Source organism: Arthrobacter sp. NicSoilB8, from assembly GCF_019977355.1.
Lineage (GTDB): Bacteria > Actinomycetota > Actinomycetes > Actinomycetales > Micrococcaceae > Arthrobacter.
Genome location: NZ_AP024655.1, coordinates 1,635,689 through 1,650,665 on the forward strand (window position 1 = coordinate 1,635,689; position 14,977 = coordinate 1,650,665).

The 14,977-nt window shown below is 66.9% G+C and carries 17 protein-coding genes; 11 read left to right on the top strand and 6 right to left on the bottom strand.

The window, feature by feature from the left end; genetic code table 11:
* The first annotated feature begins 85 nt into the window (after positions 1 to 85).
* From rpmI to LDO15_RS07335, 3 genes are all read left to right on the top strand, one after another.
* Positions 86 to 280 (top strand): 50S ribosomal protein L35, encoded by a 195-nt coding sequence (gene rpmI, locus LDO15_RS07325; protein WP_009358635.1) that lies wholly within the window; start codon positions 86 to 88, stop codon positions 278 to 280.
* 120 nt (positions 281 to 400) lie between these two features.
* Positions 401 to 871 (top strand): 50S ribosomal protein L20, encoded by a 471-nt coding sequence (gene rplT / locus LDO15_RS07330; RefSeq protein ID WP_223985461.1) that lies wholly within the window; start codon positions 401 to 403, stop codon positions 869 to 871.
* Positions 872 to 936: 65 nt separating this feature from the next.
* Positions 937 to 1,833: an RNA methyltransferase gene (locus tag LDO15_RS07335; protein WP_223985463.1), complete on the top strand. Its 897-nt coding sequence runs from the start codon at positions 937 to 939 to the stop codon at positions 1,831 to 1,833.
* A gap of 132 nt (positions 1,834 to 1,965) precedes the next feature.
* Here LDO15_RS07335 and LDO15_RS07340 read toward each other — a convergent pair whose 3' ends face one another.
* Positions 1,966 to 2,235, bottom strand: coding sequence for a GlsB/YeaQ/YmgE family stress response membrane protein (locus LDO15_RS07340; RefSeq protein WP_223985465.1), 270 nt, complete (start codon positions 2,233 to 2,235; stop codon positions 1,966 to 1,968).
* Between the two features lie 230 nt (positions 2,236 to 2,465).
* On the opposite strand from LDO15_RS07340, the gene LDO15_RS07345 reads away from it, so the two are divergent.
* Positions 2,466 to 3,386 carry a cation diffusion facilitator family transporter gene (locus tag LDO15_RS07345; RefSeq protein ID WP_223985466.1) on the top strand — a complete coding sequence of 307 codons (921 nt, stop codon included), beginning with the start codon at positions 2,466 to 2,468 and terminating at the stop codon, positions 3,384 to 3,386.
* 129 nt (positions 3,387 to 3,515) lie between these two features.
* Here LDO15_RS07345 and LDO15_RS07350 read toward each other — a convergent pair whose 3' ends face one another.
* Positions 3,516 to 4,724, bottom strand: coding sequence for an MFS transporter (locus LDO15_RS07350; RefSeq protein ID WP_223985467.1), 1,209 nt, complete (start codon positions 4,722 to 4,724; stop codon positions 3,516 to 3,518).
* Positions 4,725 to 4,990: 266 nt separating this feature from the next.
* On the opposite strand from LDO15_RS07350, the gene LDO15_RS07355 reads away from it, so the two are divergent.
* From LDO15_RS07355 to LDO15_RS07370, 4 genes are all read left to right on the top strand, one after another.
* A complete protein-coding gene (locus tag LDO15_RS07355; protein ID WP_223985468.1) occupies positions 4,991 to 5,455 on the top strand; it encodes a (deoxy)nucleoside triphosphate pyrophosphohydrolase in 465 nt (154 codons plus the stop codon).
* Between the two features lie 88 nt (positions 5,456 to 5,543).
* Entirely contained in the window at positions 5,544 to 6,686 is a 1,143-nt protein-coding gene (locus tag LDO15_RS07360; RefSeq protein WP_223985469.1) for a Re/Si-specific NAD(P)(+) transhydrogenase subunit alpha, read from the top strand.
* Positions 6,686 to 7,099 (top strand): NAD(P) transhydrogenase subunit alpha, encoded by a 414-nt coding sequence (locus LDO15_RS07365; RefSeq protein WP_223985470.1) that lies wholly within the window; start codon positions 6,686 to 6,688, stop codon positions 7,097 to 7,099. Before LDO15_RS07360 ends, LDO15_RS07365 begins: the two co-directional genes overlap by 1 nt.
* Entirely contained in the window at positions 7,096 to 8,469 is a 1,374-nt protein-coding gene (locus LDO15_RS07370; protein ID WP_223985471.1) for an NAD(P)(+) transhydrogenase (Re/Si-specific) subunit beta, read from the top strand. Before LDO15_RS07365 ends, LDO15_RS07370 begins: the two co-directional genes overlap by 4 nt.
* 64 nt (positions 8,470 to 8,533) lie before the next feature.
* On the opposite strand, the gene LDO15_RS07375 is transcribed toward LDO15_RS07370, so the two are convergent.
* Positions 8,534 to 9,712 (bottom strand): Rv2578c family radical SAM protein, encoded by a 1,179-nt coding sequence (locus tag LDO15_RS07375; RefSeq protein WP_223985472.1) that lies wholly within the window; start codon positions 9,710 to 9,712, stop codon positions 8,534 to 8,536.
* Between the two features lie 51 nt (positions 9,713 to 9,763).
* Positions 9,764 to 10,282 carry a DUF1269 domain-containing protein gene (locus tag LDO15_RS07380; protein WP_223985474.1) on the bottom strand — a complete coding sequence of 173 codons (519 nt, stop codon included), beginning with the start codon at positions 10,280 to 10,282 and terminating at the stop codon, positions 9,764 to 9,766.
* Positions 10,283 to 10,715: 433 nt separating this feature from the next.
* Here LDO15_RS07380 and pcp point away from each other — a divergent pair, with 433 nt between their 5' ends.
* Complete coding sequence (gene pcp / locus LDO15_RS07385; RefSeq protein WP_223985477.1) at positions 10,716 to 11,357, top strand: pyroglutamyl-peptidase I; 642 nt, start codon at positions 10,716 to 10,718, stop codon at positions 11,355 to 11,357.
* A 27-nt stretch (positions 11,358 to 11,384) separates the two neighbouring features.
* Here the strand turns inward: pcp and LDO15_RS07390 are convergent, their stop codons facing one another.
* Both LDO15_RS07390 and LDO15_RS07395 read right to left on the bottom strand, forming a co-directional pair.
* The gene (locus LDO15_RS07390) at positions 11,385 to 12,023 is read right to left on the bottom strand and encodes an SIMPL domain-containing protein (protein WP_223985479.1); all 639 of its coding nucleotides are present in this window, start codon (positions 12,021 to 12,023) and stop codon (positions 11,385 to 11,387) included.
* 1 nt (position 12,024) lies between these two features.
* Entirely contained in the window at positions 12,025 to 12,495 is a 471-nt protein-coding gene (locus tag LDO15_RS07395; RefSeq protein WP_223985487.1) for a hypothetical protein, read from the bottom strand.
* A gap of 368 nt (positions 12,496 to 12,863) precedes the next feature.
* Here LDO15_RS07395 and LDO15_RS07400 point away from each other — a divergent pair, with 368 nt between their 5' ends.
* The gene (locus LDO15_RS07400; RefSeq protein ID WP_223985488.1) at positions 12,864 to 13,082 is read left to right on the top strand and encodes a hypothetical protein; all 219 of its coding nucleotides are present in this window, start codon (positions 12,864 to 12,866) and stop codon (positions 13,080 to 13,082) included.
* 206 nt (positions 13,083 to 13,288) lie between these two features.
* A complete protein-coding gene (locus LDO15_RS07405; protein WP_223985491.1) occupies positions 13,289 to 14,704 on the top strand; it encodes a hypothetical protein in 1,416 nt (471 codons plus the stop codon).
* Positions 14,705 to 14,977 lie beyond the last annotated feature (273 nt).

Genomic DNA, 14,977 nt, shown 5'->3' on the forward strand with positions numbered 1-14,977 from the left:
GTAAGCAACCAGCACGCCGCCCGCAGGGGCGGCTGCACGAAAGAGCTGCAGACTTTTCTGCGGATACGTAAGGAGATCGGTTCCCATGCCGAAGATGAAGACCCACAGCGGTGCTAAGAAGCGCTTCAAGCTGACCGGTAGCGGCAAGCTGCGCCGCCAGCAGGCCAACCGCCGTCACTACCTCGAGCACAAGTCCTCGCGGCTGACCCGTCGCCTTGCCGGCGACAAGATCGTCTTCAAGGGCGACGCCAAGGTCATCCGGAAGATGCTCGGCATCTAAGTTCCAAGTTCTCCGATTGTTCGCCACCTGGCAGCAGTCAACTACCAAAAAGGCTTCTCAGGCCAGCCGGAACTATCCGGCAGTAGACGCTTGGGATCAGAATTCTGAAGGAGTACGCACGTGGCACGTGTGAAGAGGGCGGTAAACGCCCACAAGAAGCGCCGGGTTATCCTCGAACGCGCAAAGGGCTACCGTGGACAGCGTTCACGCCTGTACCGCAAGGCCAAAGAGCAGCTGCTGCACTCGTTCGTGTACAGCTACGGCGACCGCAAGAAGAAGAAGGGCGACTTCCGCCGTCTTTGGATCCAGCGCATCAACGCTGCATCCCGCGCCAACGGCCTGACCTACAACCGCCTGATCCAGGGCCTGAAGGCCGCTGAGGTTGAGGTTGACCGCCGTATGCTGGCCGAGCTCGCCGTGTCCGACGCCAACGCCTTCGCCGCGCTGGTCAAGGTCGCCAAGGATGCGCTGCCCGCCGACACGTCCGCTCCGGCCGTCCAGGCTGAGGCCGCTACGGCTCCGAAGGCTGCCAAGAAGGCTCCCGCGAAGAAGCCTGCTGCCAAGAAGGCTGACGCCGAGGCCGCAAAGTAGTTCCTGCCGCAGTTGTAAACCTGCGTCGTTCCAGAACCTGCTGCGAGAGCAACTAAGGTTCTTATATGAACGAAACCGGGCGCCCGCAAGACTTTCCACTCTCCAACCCCCGAGCCGATCGGGTGAGGAAGGTGGCACAACTTGCCGGGCGCCCGGCCCGTTTAAAGCGCAGCGAGTTCTTGGCCGAAGGCCCGCAGGCTGTCCGGGAGGCCTTGGCCCTGCACCAGAAAAGGATTGCCGCAGGGGAGCCCGGCATCGTCTATGAGGTTTACGCGAGCGAGGCCTGCCTCGACCGGCACCCGGACCTGGAGACACTCGCGGAGGGCACCACCGCATACCTCGCCACCGACGAAGTTCTCGCCGCGATGGCGGACACGGTCAACCCGCAGGGCATTCTCGCCGTCTGCGCGTTCCTTGATGTCAGCCTCGATACAGTGCTGGCCGCCGCACCAAAGCTCATCGCAGTCCTTTGCCAGGTCCGTGACCCCGGCAACGCCGGAACCGTGCTCCGCGCGGCCGATGCGGCCGGCGCCGACGCCGTCGTCCTGACTGCCTCCAGCGTGGACATCTACAACCCCAAGGCGGTCCGCTCGACGGCGGGGTCCCTCTTCCACCTGCCGATCGTCCTCGGCGCCGACGTGGCCGACCTGGTGGCCCGCTGCAAGGAACAGGGGATCGGCGTGCTCGCCGCCGACGGTTACGGCCAGCTGAACCTGGACCGACTCCAGGACGAGAACGCCGCCCGCCGGCTGGGGGCCTCCGCCGCCGCATCGGTCTACGCGCTGGAAGGCCCCACGGCCTGGCTCTTCGGCAACGAGGCTCAAGGCCTGTCCGAAGACGAAATCGCGCTGGCTGACCACCGGGTGGCCGTGCCCGTCTACGGGGAAGCGGAGAGCCTGAACCTCGGCACCGCCGCCACCGTCTGCCTTTACGCCAGCGCGCGCTCCCAGCAGGCATCCTAGGAGCCCAGATAGACAAACGGCGGGGCCCACCTTTCGGTGGGCCCCGCCGTCGTACTGATACTGCCGAACTGTTGCCGCCGCCTCACGCGAAGCGTGCGGCCAGTGCTGAGCAAATTTCAGTGCTGTGCAAATTTATGTGGTCGTCTTGTTGCGTCCTGTGATGGCGCCGTAGACGAGGGCAACCACCAAGCCACCGACAATGGCCAGGAGCCAGGAACCGAGATTCCAGAATTCCATCTTGCCGCCGCCGAACAGAAGATCGCCGATCCAGCCGCCGACTACGGCTCCGACGACGCCGAGCACGAGGCTGGTAACCCAGCCGCCGCCGACCCTGCCGGGCATGACTGCCTTGACGATTGCACCTACTATGAGTCCGAGAATGATCCAGCCAAGAAAGCCCATGTCTCCTCCTACATATTCGTCGGCATCCAAATTGTGAATCCCGAATATGGCTTCAAGCTAACATAGGCCGGATTACTTGTCAGCAGGGGAATGCCCAATCGTTACGTGGCCGCAGGGGTCCCTGCCGCGGTTCGTCGGCTGCCCGGAAACGGGTACGGTATTCCTTGCGGGTGCCGGAAATTCTCGGTCTCCGTGTACACCCCGGAAGAACCCCTCAAGGAGAAGCACACGTGGCTGCAAATGGCGGTACCAAGGCGATTCTGGCGGCATTGGCCGCCAACCTGACCATCGCCGTATTGAAGTTCGTCGCCTACTTCCTGACGCTGTCGTCGTCCATGCTTGCGGAGGCGATTCACTCGCTGGCGGACTCCGGCAACCAGTTGCTGCTCCTGGTGGGTGGCAAGCGCGCGCAGCGCGAAGCCAGCCAGGAACACCCTTTCGGCTACGGCCGTGAGCGCTACATCTACGCCTTCATCGTCTCGATTGTGCTTTTCAGCGTCGGCGGTCTTTTCGCACTGTATGAGGCCTGGGGGAAGATCCAGCACCCGCACGCCATCGAAGGCGACTTCTGGTGGGTGCCGCTGGCTGTGCTGGTCGGCGCGATCATTGCCGAGTCCTTCTCGTTCAGGACGGCGATCACCGAATCCAACCACCTCCGCGGGAAGCAGAGCTGGGTCAAATTCATCCGCAATGCCAAGCAGCCCGAGCTCCCGGTAATCCTGCTCGAGGATTTCGGCGCCCTCGTGGGCCTGGTGTTCGCTCTCTTCGGCGTGGGCCTGACGCTCATTACCGGGAACGGCATCTGGGACGCCCTGGGAACCGCCATGATCGGCCTGCTGCTAGTCGCGATCGCCGTGGTCCTGGCCATGGAAACGAAGTCCCTGCTGTTGGGCGAGTCGGCCACGCGTGATGACGTCGCCAAGATCCGCACCGCGATCGAATCCGGCGGCACCAGCATCATCCACCTGAAGACCATGCACCTTGGTCCCGAGGAGCTGCTGGTAGCGGCCAAGATCAGCATCGGCAGGTCGGACTCCGGGCAGGACATCGCGAAAGCGATTGACGACGCCGAGGTCCGGATCCGCGAGGCCGTCCCGATTGCCCGGGTCATCTACCTGGAACCGGACGTGCAGCGCGTCAGCGCTCCCTAGGCCCGGCAGTCCACAGCAACGCATTAAGAAACGGCAGTCCGGCCCAGTGCATAACTGGGCCGGACTGCCGTTTCTATGACCACGTGCGGGCGGATTTGCCGGGCCTTCCGGGGTGGCATGGTTGCGTCCCTACGAGGCCAGCGGCCGCCTGCGTTCCACAGCGCCGCTGATGGCCGCGACACCGAGCCCCAGGAGTGCAAGGACCGCACCCACGAGCGCGGGTGCGACATAACCCCAGCCCCAGGCGATCACGAGCCCGCCGAGGAACGCGCCCAGGGCATTGGCGACGTTGAGCGCCGCATGGTTCAGCGAGGAGGCCAGTGACGGCGCGTCAGGAGAAGCATCAAGAAGCCTGGTCTGCAGGGCCGGGACCAGCATGGACCCGGCGGCGCCGACCACGAAGACCATGACCAGCGCCGACCAGGCCCAGTGGGCCGCAACGGCGTAGGCCACCAGGGCCACGGCCGTGGCGGGCAGCACCCAGTAGATGGTGCCCATGACGGACTTGTCGGCGATCCGGCCGCCAACGATGTTGCCCACCACCATGCCCACTCCGTACAGGGCCACCACGAGCGGCAGCCAGGGCGCCGGGAGGCCCGCCACGGACGTCATGGTGTGTGAAATGTAGGTGTAGGTCGCGAAGAAACCGCCAAACCCGACGATGCCGACCAGAATGGCGAGCCACACCTGAAGCCGCTTGAGGGCGCCGAGCTCGCGGCGGAAGCTGGCATCGGCGTGCGGCCTCTGGAACGGGACGAACTTCCACAGCATGGCGAGCGTGATGATGCCGATCAGGCCGACCAGCAGGAACAGGAGCCGCCACCCATAACTCTGGCCCAGCCAGGTGGCGAAGGGGACGCCGATGACGTTGGACACGGTCAGCCCGGCCATGACCATCGAAATCGCCCAGCCGCGCTTCGTCGGCGCCACAAGGGAAGCGGCGATCACGGCCGCGACCCCGAAGAACGCGCCGTGGGGCAGTCCCGCGGCGAACCGGGACACCAGCATGGAGCCGTAGTCCGGGGCGAGAAAGGAACTGAGGTTGGCGATGCTGAAGAAGAGCATGAGCCCCAAGGCCAGATGCTTCCGCGGAAGCCTGGCGCCGACGGCGGCCAATACCGGAGCGCCAACCACGACGCCGAGGGCGTAGGCCGAAATCAGGTGGCCGGCCTCGGGGGTGCTGATGTTCAGGCCCTGTTCGATCTCCTTGAGCAGGCCCATCATGGTGAACTCCGTGGTGCCGATGCCAAAGCCGCCCATGGCCAGGGCAATGATGGCGAGGGCAACGTGACGGGTGCCGGTTGTGGACGGCGCCGGGGCGTGTGTGGTGGAAGTCATTCGTCTTTTCGTCGGAGTTGTGCCGGGAAGTGCCGGAGCCGGCCACATAAGTATGTTTTTAAGAACTGGGCGGGGGCGCCGGATATTCCGCAGCGGGTCCGGGCGGCCACCCCCACCATTGTCCCCTACCCGGCCCGCCCCCGCGGCCCGCCCGCCGCACGCTAGTCGCCGCCTGCGGAGCTTCCAGCCTTCTGTGGCGGCCGTCGTCCCGGCCTCCGGCGCCTGCGGCGCGCCCGGATCCGATGGCCCGCCTTAGACTTGGGGGCGTGACTGGACTCATAAGCGTTGTTGGCGGCGCAGTAGTGGACTCCCTGGCGGAACCAAGCTTGCTCCTCGTGGCGCGGCGCACGGCGCCCCCGCAGTTTGCCGGAATGTGGGAGTTCCCCGGCGGAAAGGTAGAGCCTGACGAGGCGGCCGAAGACGCCCTGCACCGCGAGCTCCGGGAAGAGCTGGGCGTGCTGGTGCGGCTCGGGTCCGAGCTGCCCGCCGAATCCGCCGCGGGCTGGCCGCTCAACGACAAGGCAGCGATGAGGGTCTGGTTTGCCGAGCTCGCGGACGGTGAGCCCCGGCCGCTGGAGGACCACGACGAACTGCGCTGGCTCGACCTTCGCAGCCCCGGCGACGTCCTGGACCTGCCGTGGATCCCGGCGGACTTCCCCATCGTAGAGGCCCTCCTGGCGGCCGTCCGTGCCAGCGCCCCGCACGGCGTGGGAGCCGAACTGATCCGCTGACCCGGACGACCCGCCCGGCGTCGTGGTGCGCCTCTCGCCAAACCGCGGGGCATGTGCCTACTCTGAACGCAATCGAGAGGAGTGGCCCGTGCAGGTCGGTGTCGGACGAGAGCAGCGAGCCGGAGAACGCCGGGTGGCAGCCACACCGGATACGGTGCGGCAACTGACAGCCCTTGGGCTCAATCTCCTGGTTGAGAGCGGCGCCGGAACCGAGGCAGGGTTCGCGGACGAGGCGTTCAAAGAAGCCGGCGCCACCGTGATTTCCGAACTTCCGCTCGCTGCCCTGGACGTCCTGCTGCACGTCCGTCCGCTCACCCCGGAGACCGTGGCCCTGCTTCGGCCCGGCAGCGTCACCATCGGCCTTGCGTCGCCGGCCTCGGAACTGCCGACCGTCCGGGCGCTGGCCGCCGCGGGGATCACCTCCTTCGCCTTGGAACTGCTTCCGCGGATCTCCCGTGCCCAGTCCATGGATGCGCTCAGCTCGCAATCCCTCGTCACCGGCTATCGCGCCGTGCTCGAAGCCGCCGTGCGCTATCCGCGGTTCTTCCCGCTCTACATGACTGCCGCCGGCACCATCCCCCCGGCGAGGGTGCTGGTCCTCGGCGCCGGGGTCGCCGGCCTGCAGGCGATCGGCACCGCGAAGCGCCTGGGCGCCCGGGTCTCGGCCAACGACATCCGCGCAGCCTCCGCCGACGAGGTCGCCTCGATGGGCGGCACCTTCATCAATCTGGACCTCGATGCGGCGGCCGAAGGAACCGGGGGCTATGCCCGTGCCTTGGGCGAAGACCGGGCAGAACGCCAGCGCAGCCTCCTTGCCCCGCACGTCGCCGCAGCGGACGTCCTGATCACCACGGCGGCCATCCCGGGCCGCGCCGCTCCCCTGCTCGTGACCACCGCTATGGTGACCGGCATGCGGGCCGGGTCCGTCGTCGTCGACCTCGCCGCGGAGTCCGGAGGCAACGTGGAGGGAGTGATCGCCGGCCAGGACATCCAGGTGCCGGTCGACGGCGGATCGGTCACGCTCGTGGGCCTGCAGGATGCAGCTTCCGCCATGCCGTCGGACGCGTCCCGGCTCTTCGCCCGGAACGTTAGCAATTTCCTCGCCCTCATGACCGACGCCGGCACGGTTGCCCCGGACTTCGGCGACGACGTCGTCGCCGGAACCTGTCTGACCCACGGCGGCGCCGTGCGGCACGGCCCCACCGCGGCAGCATTGGGAGAGGACGCATAATGGGCCCGGTCGCGCTCCTGACAGTGGTGGTGCTCGCCGTCTTCGTCGGCTTCGAAGTCGTCTCCAAGGTGACCAGCAAGCTGCACACACCGCTCATGTCCGGCGCCAATGCCATCCACGGCATCATCCTGGTCGGCGCCATTATCGTGGCCGGACAGGCCAGCGATCCCTGGGTGCTCGGCATAGCGCTCCTGGCAGTCGTCCTGGCCACCGTCAACCTCGTGGGCGGCTTTGTGGTCACGGACCGGATGCTGGAGATGTTCAGCGGACATAAGCGGACCCACAAACCGCAACGAAGCGGTGCCGCCAAAGCCGGCGGAGCCACAGCCGGCGGAGCCGCCGGTGACGGACGTGCCGGTGACGGGCACTCGAGTCAGGGCACCTCCGGCGGCGTGACGGGGGATGCCCGATGAGTCTCCTAAGCCCCGAGTGGACCGCCCTGCTCTATCTTGCAGCCGCCGTCTGCTTCATCCTGGCGCTGAAGGGCCTCAGCTCGCCCAAGACGGCCCGCCGCGGAAACGCCATCGGTGCCGCCGGGGCCCTGGTTGCCGTCGTGACCGTGTTCTTCTCAGCGCGGCTGGAAAACATCCCACTCATCCTGGCCGCCATTGCCGTCGGCTCCGCGGTTGCCGTCCCCGTGGCCCGGCGGGTGCAGATGACCCAGATGCCCCAGCTGGTGGCGCTCTTCAACGGCGTCGGGGGCGGTGCCGCCGCGCTCGTTGCCGTGCTGGAACTCGGCCACAGCGAGGACCCCTGGGTCCGCCTGGCCGTGGTCTTCACCATGCTAGTGGGCGCGGTGTCCTTCGCAGGCTCGGCCGTGACGGTGGGAAAGCTGCAGGAGCTCATCAGTACCCGCCCGCTGCTGTTTCCCGGGATGCCCTGGGTCATGGGGGCGGTCATACTGGGGGCGGTCCTCTCCGGCGTGCTCGTGGTCCTGACCGGGTCCGTCGGCTGGTCGCTGGCGCTGCTGGGCCTGGGGCTCGCGGCCGGGCTGCTCCTGGTATTGCCGGTCGGCGGGGCGGACGTGCCGATCGTGATCTCACTGCTGAACGCCTTCACCGGGCTTGCTGTGGCCGCGTCCGGCGTGGTCCTGGGCAACGTCCTGCTGCTCGTCGCCGGAACGCTCGTGGGCGCGAGCGGCACCATCCTGACCAAGGTCATGGCCTCGGCCATGGGCCGCGGAGTTACCGGGATCCTGTTCGGGGCCTTCAAAGGCGGCTCGACGGCGGGTTCCACCGCCGTGAGCGACCGGCCAGTGCGCTCGTCCTCGCCGGAGGACGTCGCCGTCCAGCTCGGCTATGCCCAGCGCGTGGTGATCGTTCCCGGCTATGGGCTCGCCGTGGCGCAGGGCCAGCACACGGTGGCGGAGCTTGCCACGGCCCTGGCCGGCCGCGGCGTGGATGTGGTCTTCGCCATCCATCCCGTGGCGGGACGCATGCCCGGGCACATGAACGTACTGCTGGCCGAAGCGAACGTCCCGTATGAGTCATTGCGCGAATTGGCGGAAGTCAACCCGGAGTTCGCCAACACGGACATCGTGCTGGTGGTCGGCGCCAACGACGTCGTCAACCCTGCGGCGAAGTCTTCCCCGGGTTCACCGATCTACGGGATGCCGATCCTGGAGGTGGTGCAGGCCCAGCAGGTGGTGTTCCTGAAGCGGTCGATGCGCCCGGGGTTCGCCGGAATCGAGAACGAACTCCTGCACGACCCCAAGACCACGCTCCTGTTCGGGGACGCCAAGGATTCGCTGGCCAGAGTGCTCGGTGCGGTCAAGGCACTCTAGCTTCGAGGTTTTCTGAGTCCACGGCGCTCTGACATGGAGCGGGCTTTCCGAGGCGGCGCGGGCTTCAAAACAGTGTGGGCTGGGCTGAACTGGAACAGGCTGAACTGGAACCGGCTGAGCCGGAGTGGGCTGTGCCCGCGGGACCGGCGTCCCGGGTGCCTGCGTGCCCGGAAACGTCGGGGATGCTTCCGGCCGGGTACTGGGCCTCTTCCTGGCGGGCGTCGTCGTGGTTGGTGCCCCCGTCAAGATCCCTGTGGCTGAAGCCCTGCGAGCCGGAAAAACCGTGCAGGTCCTTGAAATAGCGGATGCGGCCGGCCAGCCACGCCCGATAGTCCTTGGACGCGTAGGACCCGCTGCCGTACAGGCGACGGTACTTGCCGGCCAGTTGCGGATGTTCGCGTGCGATCCACTGCATGAACCATTCACGGGTGCCTGGTTTCAGGTACAGCGCGCCGGCCGTGACGCCCGTGGCGCCGGCCGCCGCCAGGGCGCCGAAAAGGGAGTCGAGGGCGTCGTCGCTGTCGGACAGCCAGGGCAGGATGGGCATGGCCATGACGCCGCAGGGCAGGCCGGCCTCGCGCAGCCGGGAGATGAGCTTGAGCCGCGCCCGCGGCCCCGGCGTGCCCGGCTCCACGGCCTCGGATAATTCTTCATTAGTCATGGCCAGCGAAATGCCCACCCCGACCGGCACCTGGGCTGCGGCGTGCTTCAGCAACGGGATGTCCCGGGCCAGGAGCGTGCCCTTGGTGAGGATGGACAGGGGAGTGCCGGAGTCGGCGAGGGCGCCGATGATGCCGGGCATGAGCTGATAGCGGCCTTCGGCGCGCTGGTACGGGTCCGTGTTGGTGCCGAGGGCCACGTGCTCGTGCCGCCAGGAGGGTTTGGCCAGTTCTTTGCGCAGGATTTCGGCCGCGTTGATTTTGACCACCACCTGGCTGTCAAAGTCCAGGCCGGCGTCGAAGTCCAAATACGTGTGGCTCTTGCGAGCGAAGCAGTAGACGCAGGCATGGCTGCAGCCGCGGTAGGGGTTGATGGTCCAGTCGAAAGGCATCATCGAACCGGCGACCACCTTGTTGAGCACCGATTTGGCGGTGACCTCATGGAAGGTGACCCCGGCAAACTCCGGAGTGGACACGGACCGCACCAGCCCGGCCAGCGGCAGCAGGGCTGGTGCAGCCGGCGAATCGGCGGACAAGCCGGCCGGGGAATCGCCGCGCTCAAGTGCCTGTGCGTCCCATCTCATGCCTACATTCGAATATATGTTCGACTAAATGTCAAGGATAGCACCGGCCGATCAGGACGAAGCGGCTTCGATGATCTTCTGGTCGCCCTCGTTGACGGCTTTGACCACGGCGTCGTAGTCACCACTTTCGACAGCCTTGCTGACCTTCTTGGTGGCCTTCTCGATTGCCTCGTCGACGCGGTCAAGGTAGAGGTCGTCGACGACGGCAACCATCGCAGAGGAGCCCGGCGGCAGCCACTCGTCCGCGTTGACGCCGATGGACTTCTCCTCGTGACGCTTTGCGATGGCGCCAGCACCAGCGCCGATCCCAGCACCAATGACGCCCGAAAGCAGGAGCGGCGGAGCGAACAGTCCGACCACGAGGCCGCCGATGGCGCCGGCCGTGGTTCCGCCGGCGACCAGGCCGCCCCCGTGCTCCTTGACCTCGGTCTGGCCCGCGGCGTCACGCGACAGGACGACCGCAGCCGCTACGGCCGCGTCGTCCATGCTCTTGATCGCCTTGAAATCCTCTGCCGCCGAGTCCTCGTCGGCGTACGACGATACGAACAAGGTGTAGTTGTGCTCTGACATGGTGTGCCTCCACTCGGTTCCGGCCGGCGCAGCGGCCACTCCGTCTCCTTACTCGACGCTGTCGGACCGGACCGTGCCGGACATTATCGAATCCGAACGCCGGGCGGCCTGTCCGGACCGGGGCGGTACGCACGCCGGTCGTCGCTTGGGTCCAACTCTTGCCCCGGCAGGTGCGCACCGGCAGGGCCTTAAGGCACTCTTCCGGAAAGAGCCCAGGCGGCCGGCCGGGCCGATGATGCCTTGCGGTGAACTTCGACGCCGGGCGGGTCGTTACGGAGCGGCGACAAAGGATGACCCGGGTGGTCTCGGAGGGCTATTCGGTCAAGAGCGACTCGGCACGTTACCAATGGACGGCCAAGCCGCGATGTTAGGGCGCGTTGCTTGGGCTACGGCCTGGAGTCGCGGCGTCAGGGCGCATTGCTAGGCTGGGGCGATGATTCTCCTGACCGGGTTCGAGCCGTTCGACGGCGAAACGGAAAACCCGTCGTGGGCCGCGGCCCGTTCAGCGGCAGGGCTGCTCCAATCCGAGGGGCTGGATGTCCGGGCGGTGGAACTGCCCTGCGTCTTTGGGGCATCGGCCGCGGTGCTGGAGGAGGCCCTGGAGCGCCTTCGGCCGGAGCTTGTGCTGTGCGCCGGCCAGGCGGGCGGGAGGGCGCGCATTTCCCTGGAACGGGTGGCCATCAATTGTGATGACGCCAGGATCCCGGACAACGCCGGCAACCGGCCCGTGGACGAACCAGTGGTCCGCGGCGGCCCGGCGGCGTACTTTTCGTCCCTGCCTGTCAAGGCGGCGCTCGCGGCGTTGACCGCAGAGCGGATCCCGGCCGAGGTGTCTCAGAGCGCAGGGACTTACGTCTGCAACCACGTCTTCTATGCGCTCATGCATGCCCTGCGGCTGCGTCCGGGCACGAGGGGCGGCTTCGTCCACGTTCCGTACGCGGACACCCAACTCCCGGCGGGCAGCAGCGCGCCGTCGATGCCGGCCCGGCAGATGGCGGCGGCGCTCGCCGTCGTCGTCCGCGCCGCACTGGCGACGACGACGGACCTCAAGTTCGCCGCCGGCGCAACGCACTAGCCGGCTCGCCGCCGGCGAGCCGAACAGTCAGTCGAGCAGTTCCCAGACGACGCCGACCGTTGCCGTGACGCTCGACTCGCCGGCCTCGACGGTGAGCGACTCCGCGGCCACCGCCCGCTGCATCTTCGCCACCGGGACCGGTGGCTGGAACCCGGTGTGCTGGGTGAGGGAAAGAACCCGGCCCAGGCCTGTCCCGGAGAGGGCTGCGTAGTGCGCGGCCGTGGTGCGGGCGTCCTGCCAGGCCGCCTCCCGGGCGCGGGCCTCGACCGCGGCGGCATCCGCGAAGCCGAGGCTCAGCCCGTTCAACCGGACGTCGTCGCCGCCGGCAGCCACGGCAGCGGCAAGGACCTGCGAGGACGCGGACAACCGGCGGATCCTGATGGTGAGCATGCTCGAGGCCAGGTATCCGGAAACAGTCTGGCCCCGGCCCTCCTGCCAGTTCACCTCGGCCCGGACGTTCAGCCCGGAGGCAGAGATGTCAGCGTCCTCCACCCCGTGCTGCCGGAGCGCCGAGGTGATGGCGGCCGAACTCGTTCCTGCGTCGCCATAGGCCCCGGCCACCGTCTCCCGGCGGCATTCCACGCCAATCGACAACGTCAGGAGGTCCGGCACCGCCTCCGCGGTGCCGGTTCCGGTCACGGAGATGCTTCGCGGGTTGTCCGCCATGTCAGGCCTCGTATCGTTCGCGGGCAGTCCCGCCCGGGGTTTGGTGTATCCGCGGATCGGTTCCCGCGCTGTCCCGCAGGGGGTAGCCGCCTGCCGCCAGGCCGGCGTGGCGTTCGAAGACATTGGCGCTGCCCGGGTTGCCCGTCCGCCAGAGGGACCAGCCGGCGGCAAGGAAGTACAGGGGGAGGAACGGCAGCCCGAGGCACCACGCGTACTGGGTGCTGTGGCGCTCCTCATGCCCCAGCAGCGCTGGATTGGCGCGGGCGAATTCCGGGCCGGCGCGAAACAGGATGACATTGCCCACCGTGAAGGCAGCGGCAAAGGGAAGCCGCCAGCGGTAGCGGCTCGCGATCAGCAGTCCGCGCGGACCGGTGCTGACGGGCGTCCGGGCGCCGGCTGCCAGCAGCAGGCCCACGAGGGTGGACCCGTTGAGCACGTTGGCGATCTGCCGCAGCCGTTGTCCGGACGTCATGAGGCCATGGTAGCCGGGGACATGTCCGGCGGTCAGGGAGCGCATCATAGAAAACCTCCGCGTAGCCGGATAGGTTGCCTCAGTTGAAGACCTCCGCGCGGCGGCGTGGTTCTCGGCGGCGGGTAGGGCTGTGCCCGTTTTCATGGAGCTTAACGATGGCCCAACGGCAAAGCTGTGACGAACAAGTTGGCCCTCGCCCACAAGAGTGCGGATCGTGCAGGCAGGTCCCGAATCCTCAACGAACCGGGGGCGATCCGTCGTCGGGCTATGCGATTGCAGGAGTTGGAGTTGCGGTTGACAGCATCCGTTGGTGCGAGTAGTACGACCTTGGGTGAGAAACGAATGTGGAAGGAACGCGAATGGTAAGAATGGTCGTTGAGTTCGCTCTGGCCGGGATCTTCATGCTTCTTGCGATCGTGACCGCGGTGAACTCGCAGTGGATTGAGACGGTGTTCGGTATCGATCCGGACCGGGGAAGCGGCGCGTTGGAAGGGATAATCGTGGCGTCGTTTGGTGTGCTCGCGCTTGTCGCAGCCGGGCTCGGCACTCGGACGGCGGTGCTTCGGAGGCGGACGGCGCAGGCCTGACGGATTGCTTCCGTGTTGCCTGAACCGATCACCGTCTGTTCACCAACCATCGAGCCGGCCTCCGGGACGTGGATTGGTCGGGTGCTGCGTGAGCCAGTAGGGGCAATCGACGGTGTACGGAGCCGGTGCAGGCAGCCTCCACGGCCCACTGTCGCGCTGCGATCAACTGTGATAAACCGGGCCGCATCAGATCAAGGAGGTGTCCCATGCCAGAAGCACGTCGTGGCGCTGACAAGGAAGCCCGCAAGGTCAGCCGGCGGGGCTACCGGCCCAAGAAGATCCCGGAGCGCTTCGAGGAGGAGGCTGAACCGGGCCGCGTGCCGCCCGGCGTCGGCCCGTTGTCGGAGCAGCAGAGCGAACCGACCGGGACCGCTTCCACCGAGGGGCCGGAGGGACCTGGCCGAGAACCCGTCACCTTCACCTCATACTCGCCTTTGGATCCGACCCAGCTGAGCAATGTCAAGGTCCCGGTCGACCCTTCAGGGGCGGCATCGCCGTCACACGTGGTGGCGATGGTGGGCAACGTCTACCTCGCAGTCTCCAAGGACGACGGTGCCACCTGGCGATACTTCGACCCGACCACCATCTTCCCGTCGTTCGCCGGCGGTCTGGTCGGAGACCAGCAGATGATCTACGTCCCCGAGTTCGACCTGTTTGTATGGATCATGTTGCACAACCCTGTGCCTGCCACATCGGACGGCGCGTTCCGGATCGCCTGGGGATCTGCCAGCGACGTCGGCTCGACGCCGAAGTCCGCGTGGACCTTTGTCGACTTCGTCGCCTCCGACCTCGACGTGGCCGCGGCGTTCCTGGACCAGCCGCACCTGTCCTACTCGAACCGGAACCTGCTGGTCGCCGTGGACGCGCAAGGGAACGGTCGCGTCGTCGTCCGGATCCCGCTCACGGATCTGCAGACCGGCAGCGTGGGATGGGAATACACACCCCCGCTCTCGGGCATCAGCTACCAGTTCTCCGCCCCCTGCGGCGAGAGACCGCCCGGCGCTTTCCTTGCTGGTCACGTGGACACCTCCACGTTGCGGGTGATCGAGTGGCGCGACGGCGACCCGAACTTTCACGAGCACGACGTCACCGTCGGCAAGTACTCCGACTCCGGCGACTTCTCGTCGACTACGCCGTCAGGGGTCGACTGGAGCAGTCGCTGCGGAGCTCGGCTCAGCGGATCGACCTGGCAGGACGGGAGTCTCTGGTTGTCATGGACGGCGCCGCGCAGCGGCGCCGGTGAGAGCCCCAACTACCCGCAGCCCTATACCCGAGTGGTGCGCATCAACACGTCCACGTGGAAAACGGATAGCGAGCTCCAGGTGTGGAACCCCGACTACGCATTCGCGTATGGCGCGCTGGCGCTGAACTCGAACAACGAGGTCGGGATCGCGGTGGCATGGGGTGGCCCGAACGACGAGGCAGACGCAGCGTTCGGGATCCTCGGTGACTTCGTCGTCTGGTACCGGGACGGATCGACCGCCACCGAAGGCCGGTGGGGCGACTTCCTCCGCACTCACCGGTCTCAAGTCACTTCAGCCCACTTCGACGGGTTCGGCTATTTCACCACCAATGGAGGCGGTATCACGCAAAACCCCTATCACGTTCGATACGGGCGGTAAGCGGAACCGTCGGCAACGCTTGAAGCGTCACCGCGGTGTTCCCGTTCCCGATCATCGGGATCGATTCGGGCAACGGTTACGAATTCATCAACGACTGGGCCGTCACGTCACGTCGCGCGGCCGTTGCCGTGCGGCCCACAGCCGTCTACTAGACTGGAGTCAGTGCCCGCCGGAGGGATATCGGCGGGCCTGCACAATGAACCCTGCACAATGAATCCAGCGCAGTGAATTGTGACAGCCGCCCATGATCGAGAACTGTGATCAGGAACTGTG

Bases quoted from the DNA above. Each gene is read 5' to 3' on its own strand.
- rpmI (WP_009358635.1), top strand. From the start codon at position 86: ATGCCGAAGATGAAGACCCACAGCGGTGCTAAGAAGCGCTTCAAGCTG.
- LDO15_RS07335 (WP_223985463.1), top strand. From the start codon at position 937: ATGAACGAAACCGGGCGCCCGCAAGACTTTCCACTCTCCAACCCCCGA.
- LDO15_RS07340 (WP_223985465.1), bottom strand. From the start codon at position 2,235: ATGGGCTTTCTTGGCTGGATCATTCTCGGACTCATAGTAGGTGCAATC.
- LDO15_RS07350 (WP_223985467.1), bottom strand. From the start codon at position 4,724: ATGACTTCCACCACACACGCCCCGGCGCCGTCCACAACCGGCACCCGT.
- LDO15_RS07365 (WP_223985470.1), top strand. From the start codon at position 6,686: ATGGGCCCGGTCGCGCTCCTGACAGTGGTGGTGCTCGCCGTCTTCGTC.
- LDO15_RS07370 (WP_223985471.1), top strand. From the start codon at position 7,096: ATGAGTCTCCTAAGCCCCGAGTGGACCGCCCTGCTCTATCTTGCAGCC.
- LDO15_RS07375 (WP_223985472.1), bottom strand. From the start codon at position 9,712: ATGAGATGGGACGCACAGGCACTTGAGCGCGGCGATTCCCCGGCCGGC.
- LDO15_RS07380 (WP_223985474.1), bottom strand. From the start codon at position 10,282: ATGTCAGAGCACAACTACACCTTGTTCGTATCGTCGTACGCCGACGAG.
- pcp (WP_223985477.1), top strand. From the start codon at position 10,716: ATGATTCTCCTGACCGGGTTCGAGCCGTTCGACGGCGAAACGGAAAAC.
- LDO15_RS07390 (WP_223985479.1), bottom strand. From the start codon at position 12,023: ATGGCGGACAACCCGCGAAGCATCTCCGTGACCGGAACCGGCACCGCG.
- LDO15_RS07395 (WP_223985487.1), bottom strand. From the start codon at position 12,495: ATGACGTCCGGACAACGGCTGCGGCAGATCGCCAACGTGCTCAACGGG.
- LDO15_RS07400 (WP_223985488.1), top strand. From the start codon at position 12,864: ATGGTCGTTGAGTTCGCTCTGGCCGGGATCTTCATGCTTCTTGCGATC.
- LDO15_RS07405 (WP_223985491.1), top strand. From the start codon at position 13,289: ATGCCAGAAGCACGTCGTGGCGCTGACAAGGAAGCCCGCAAGGTCAGC.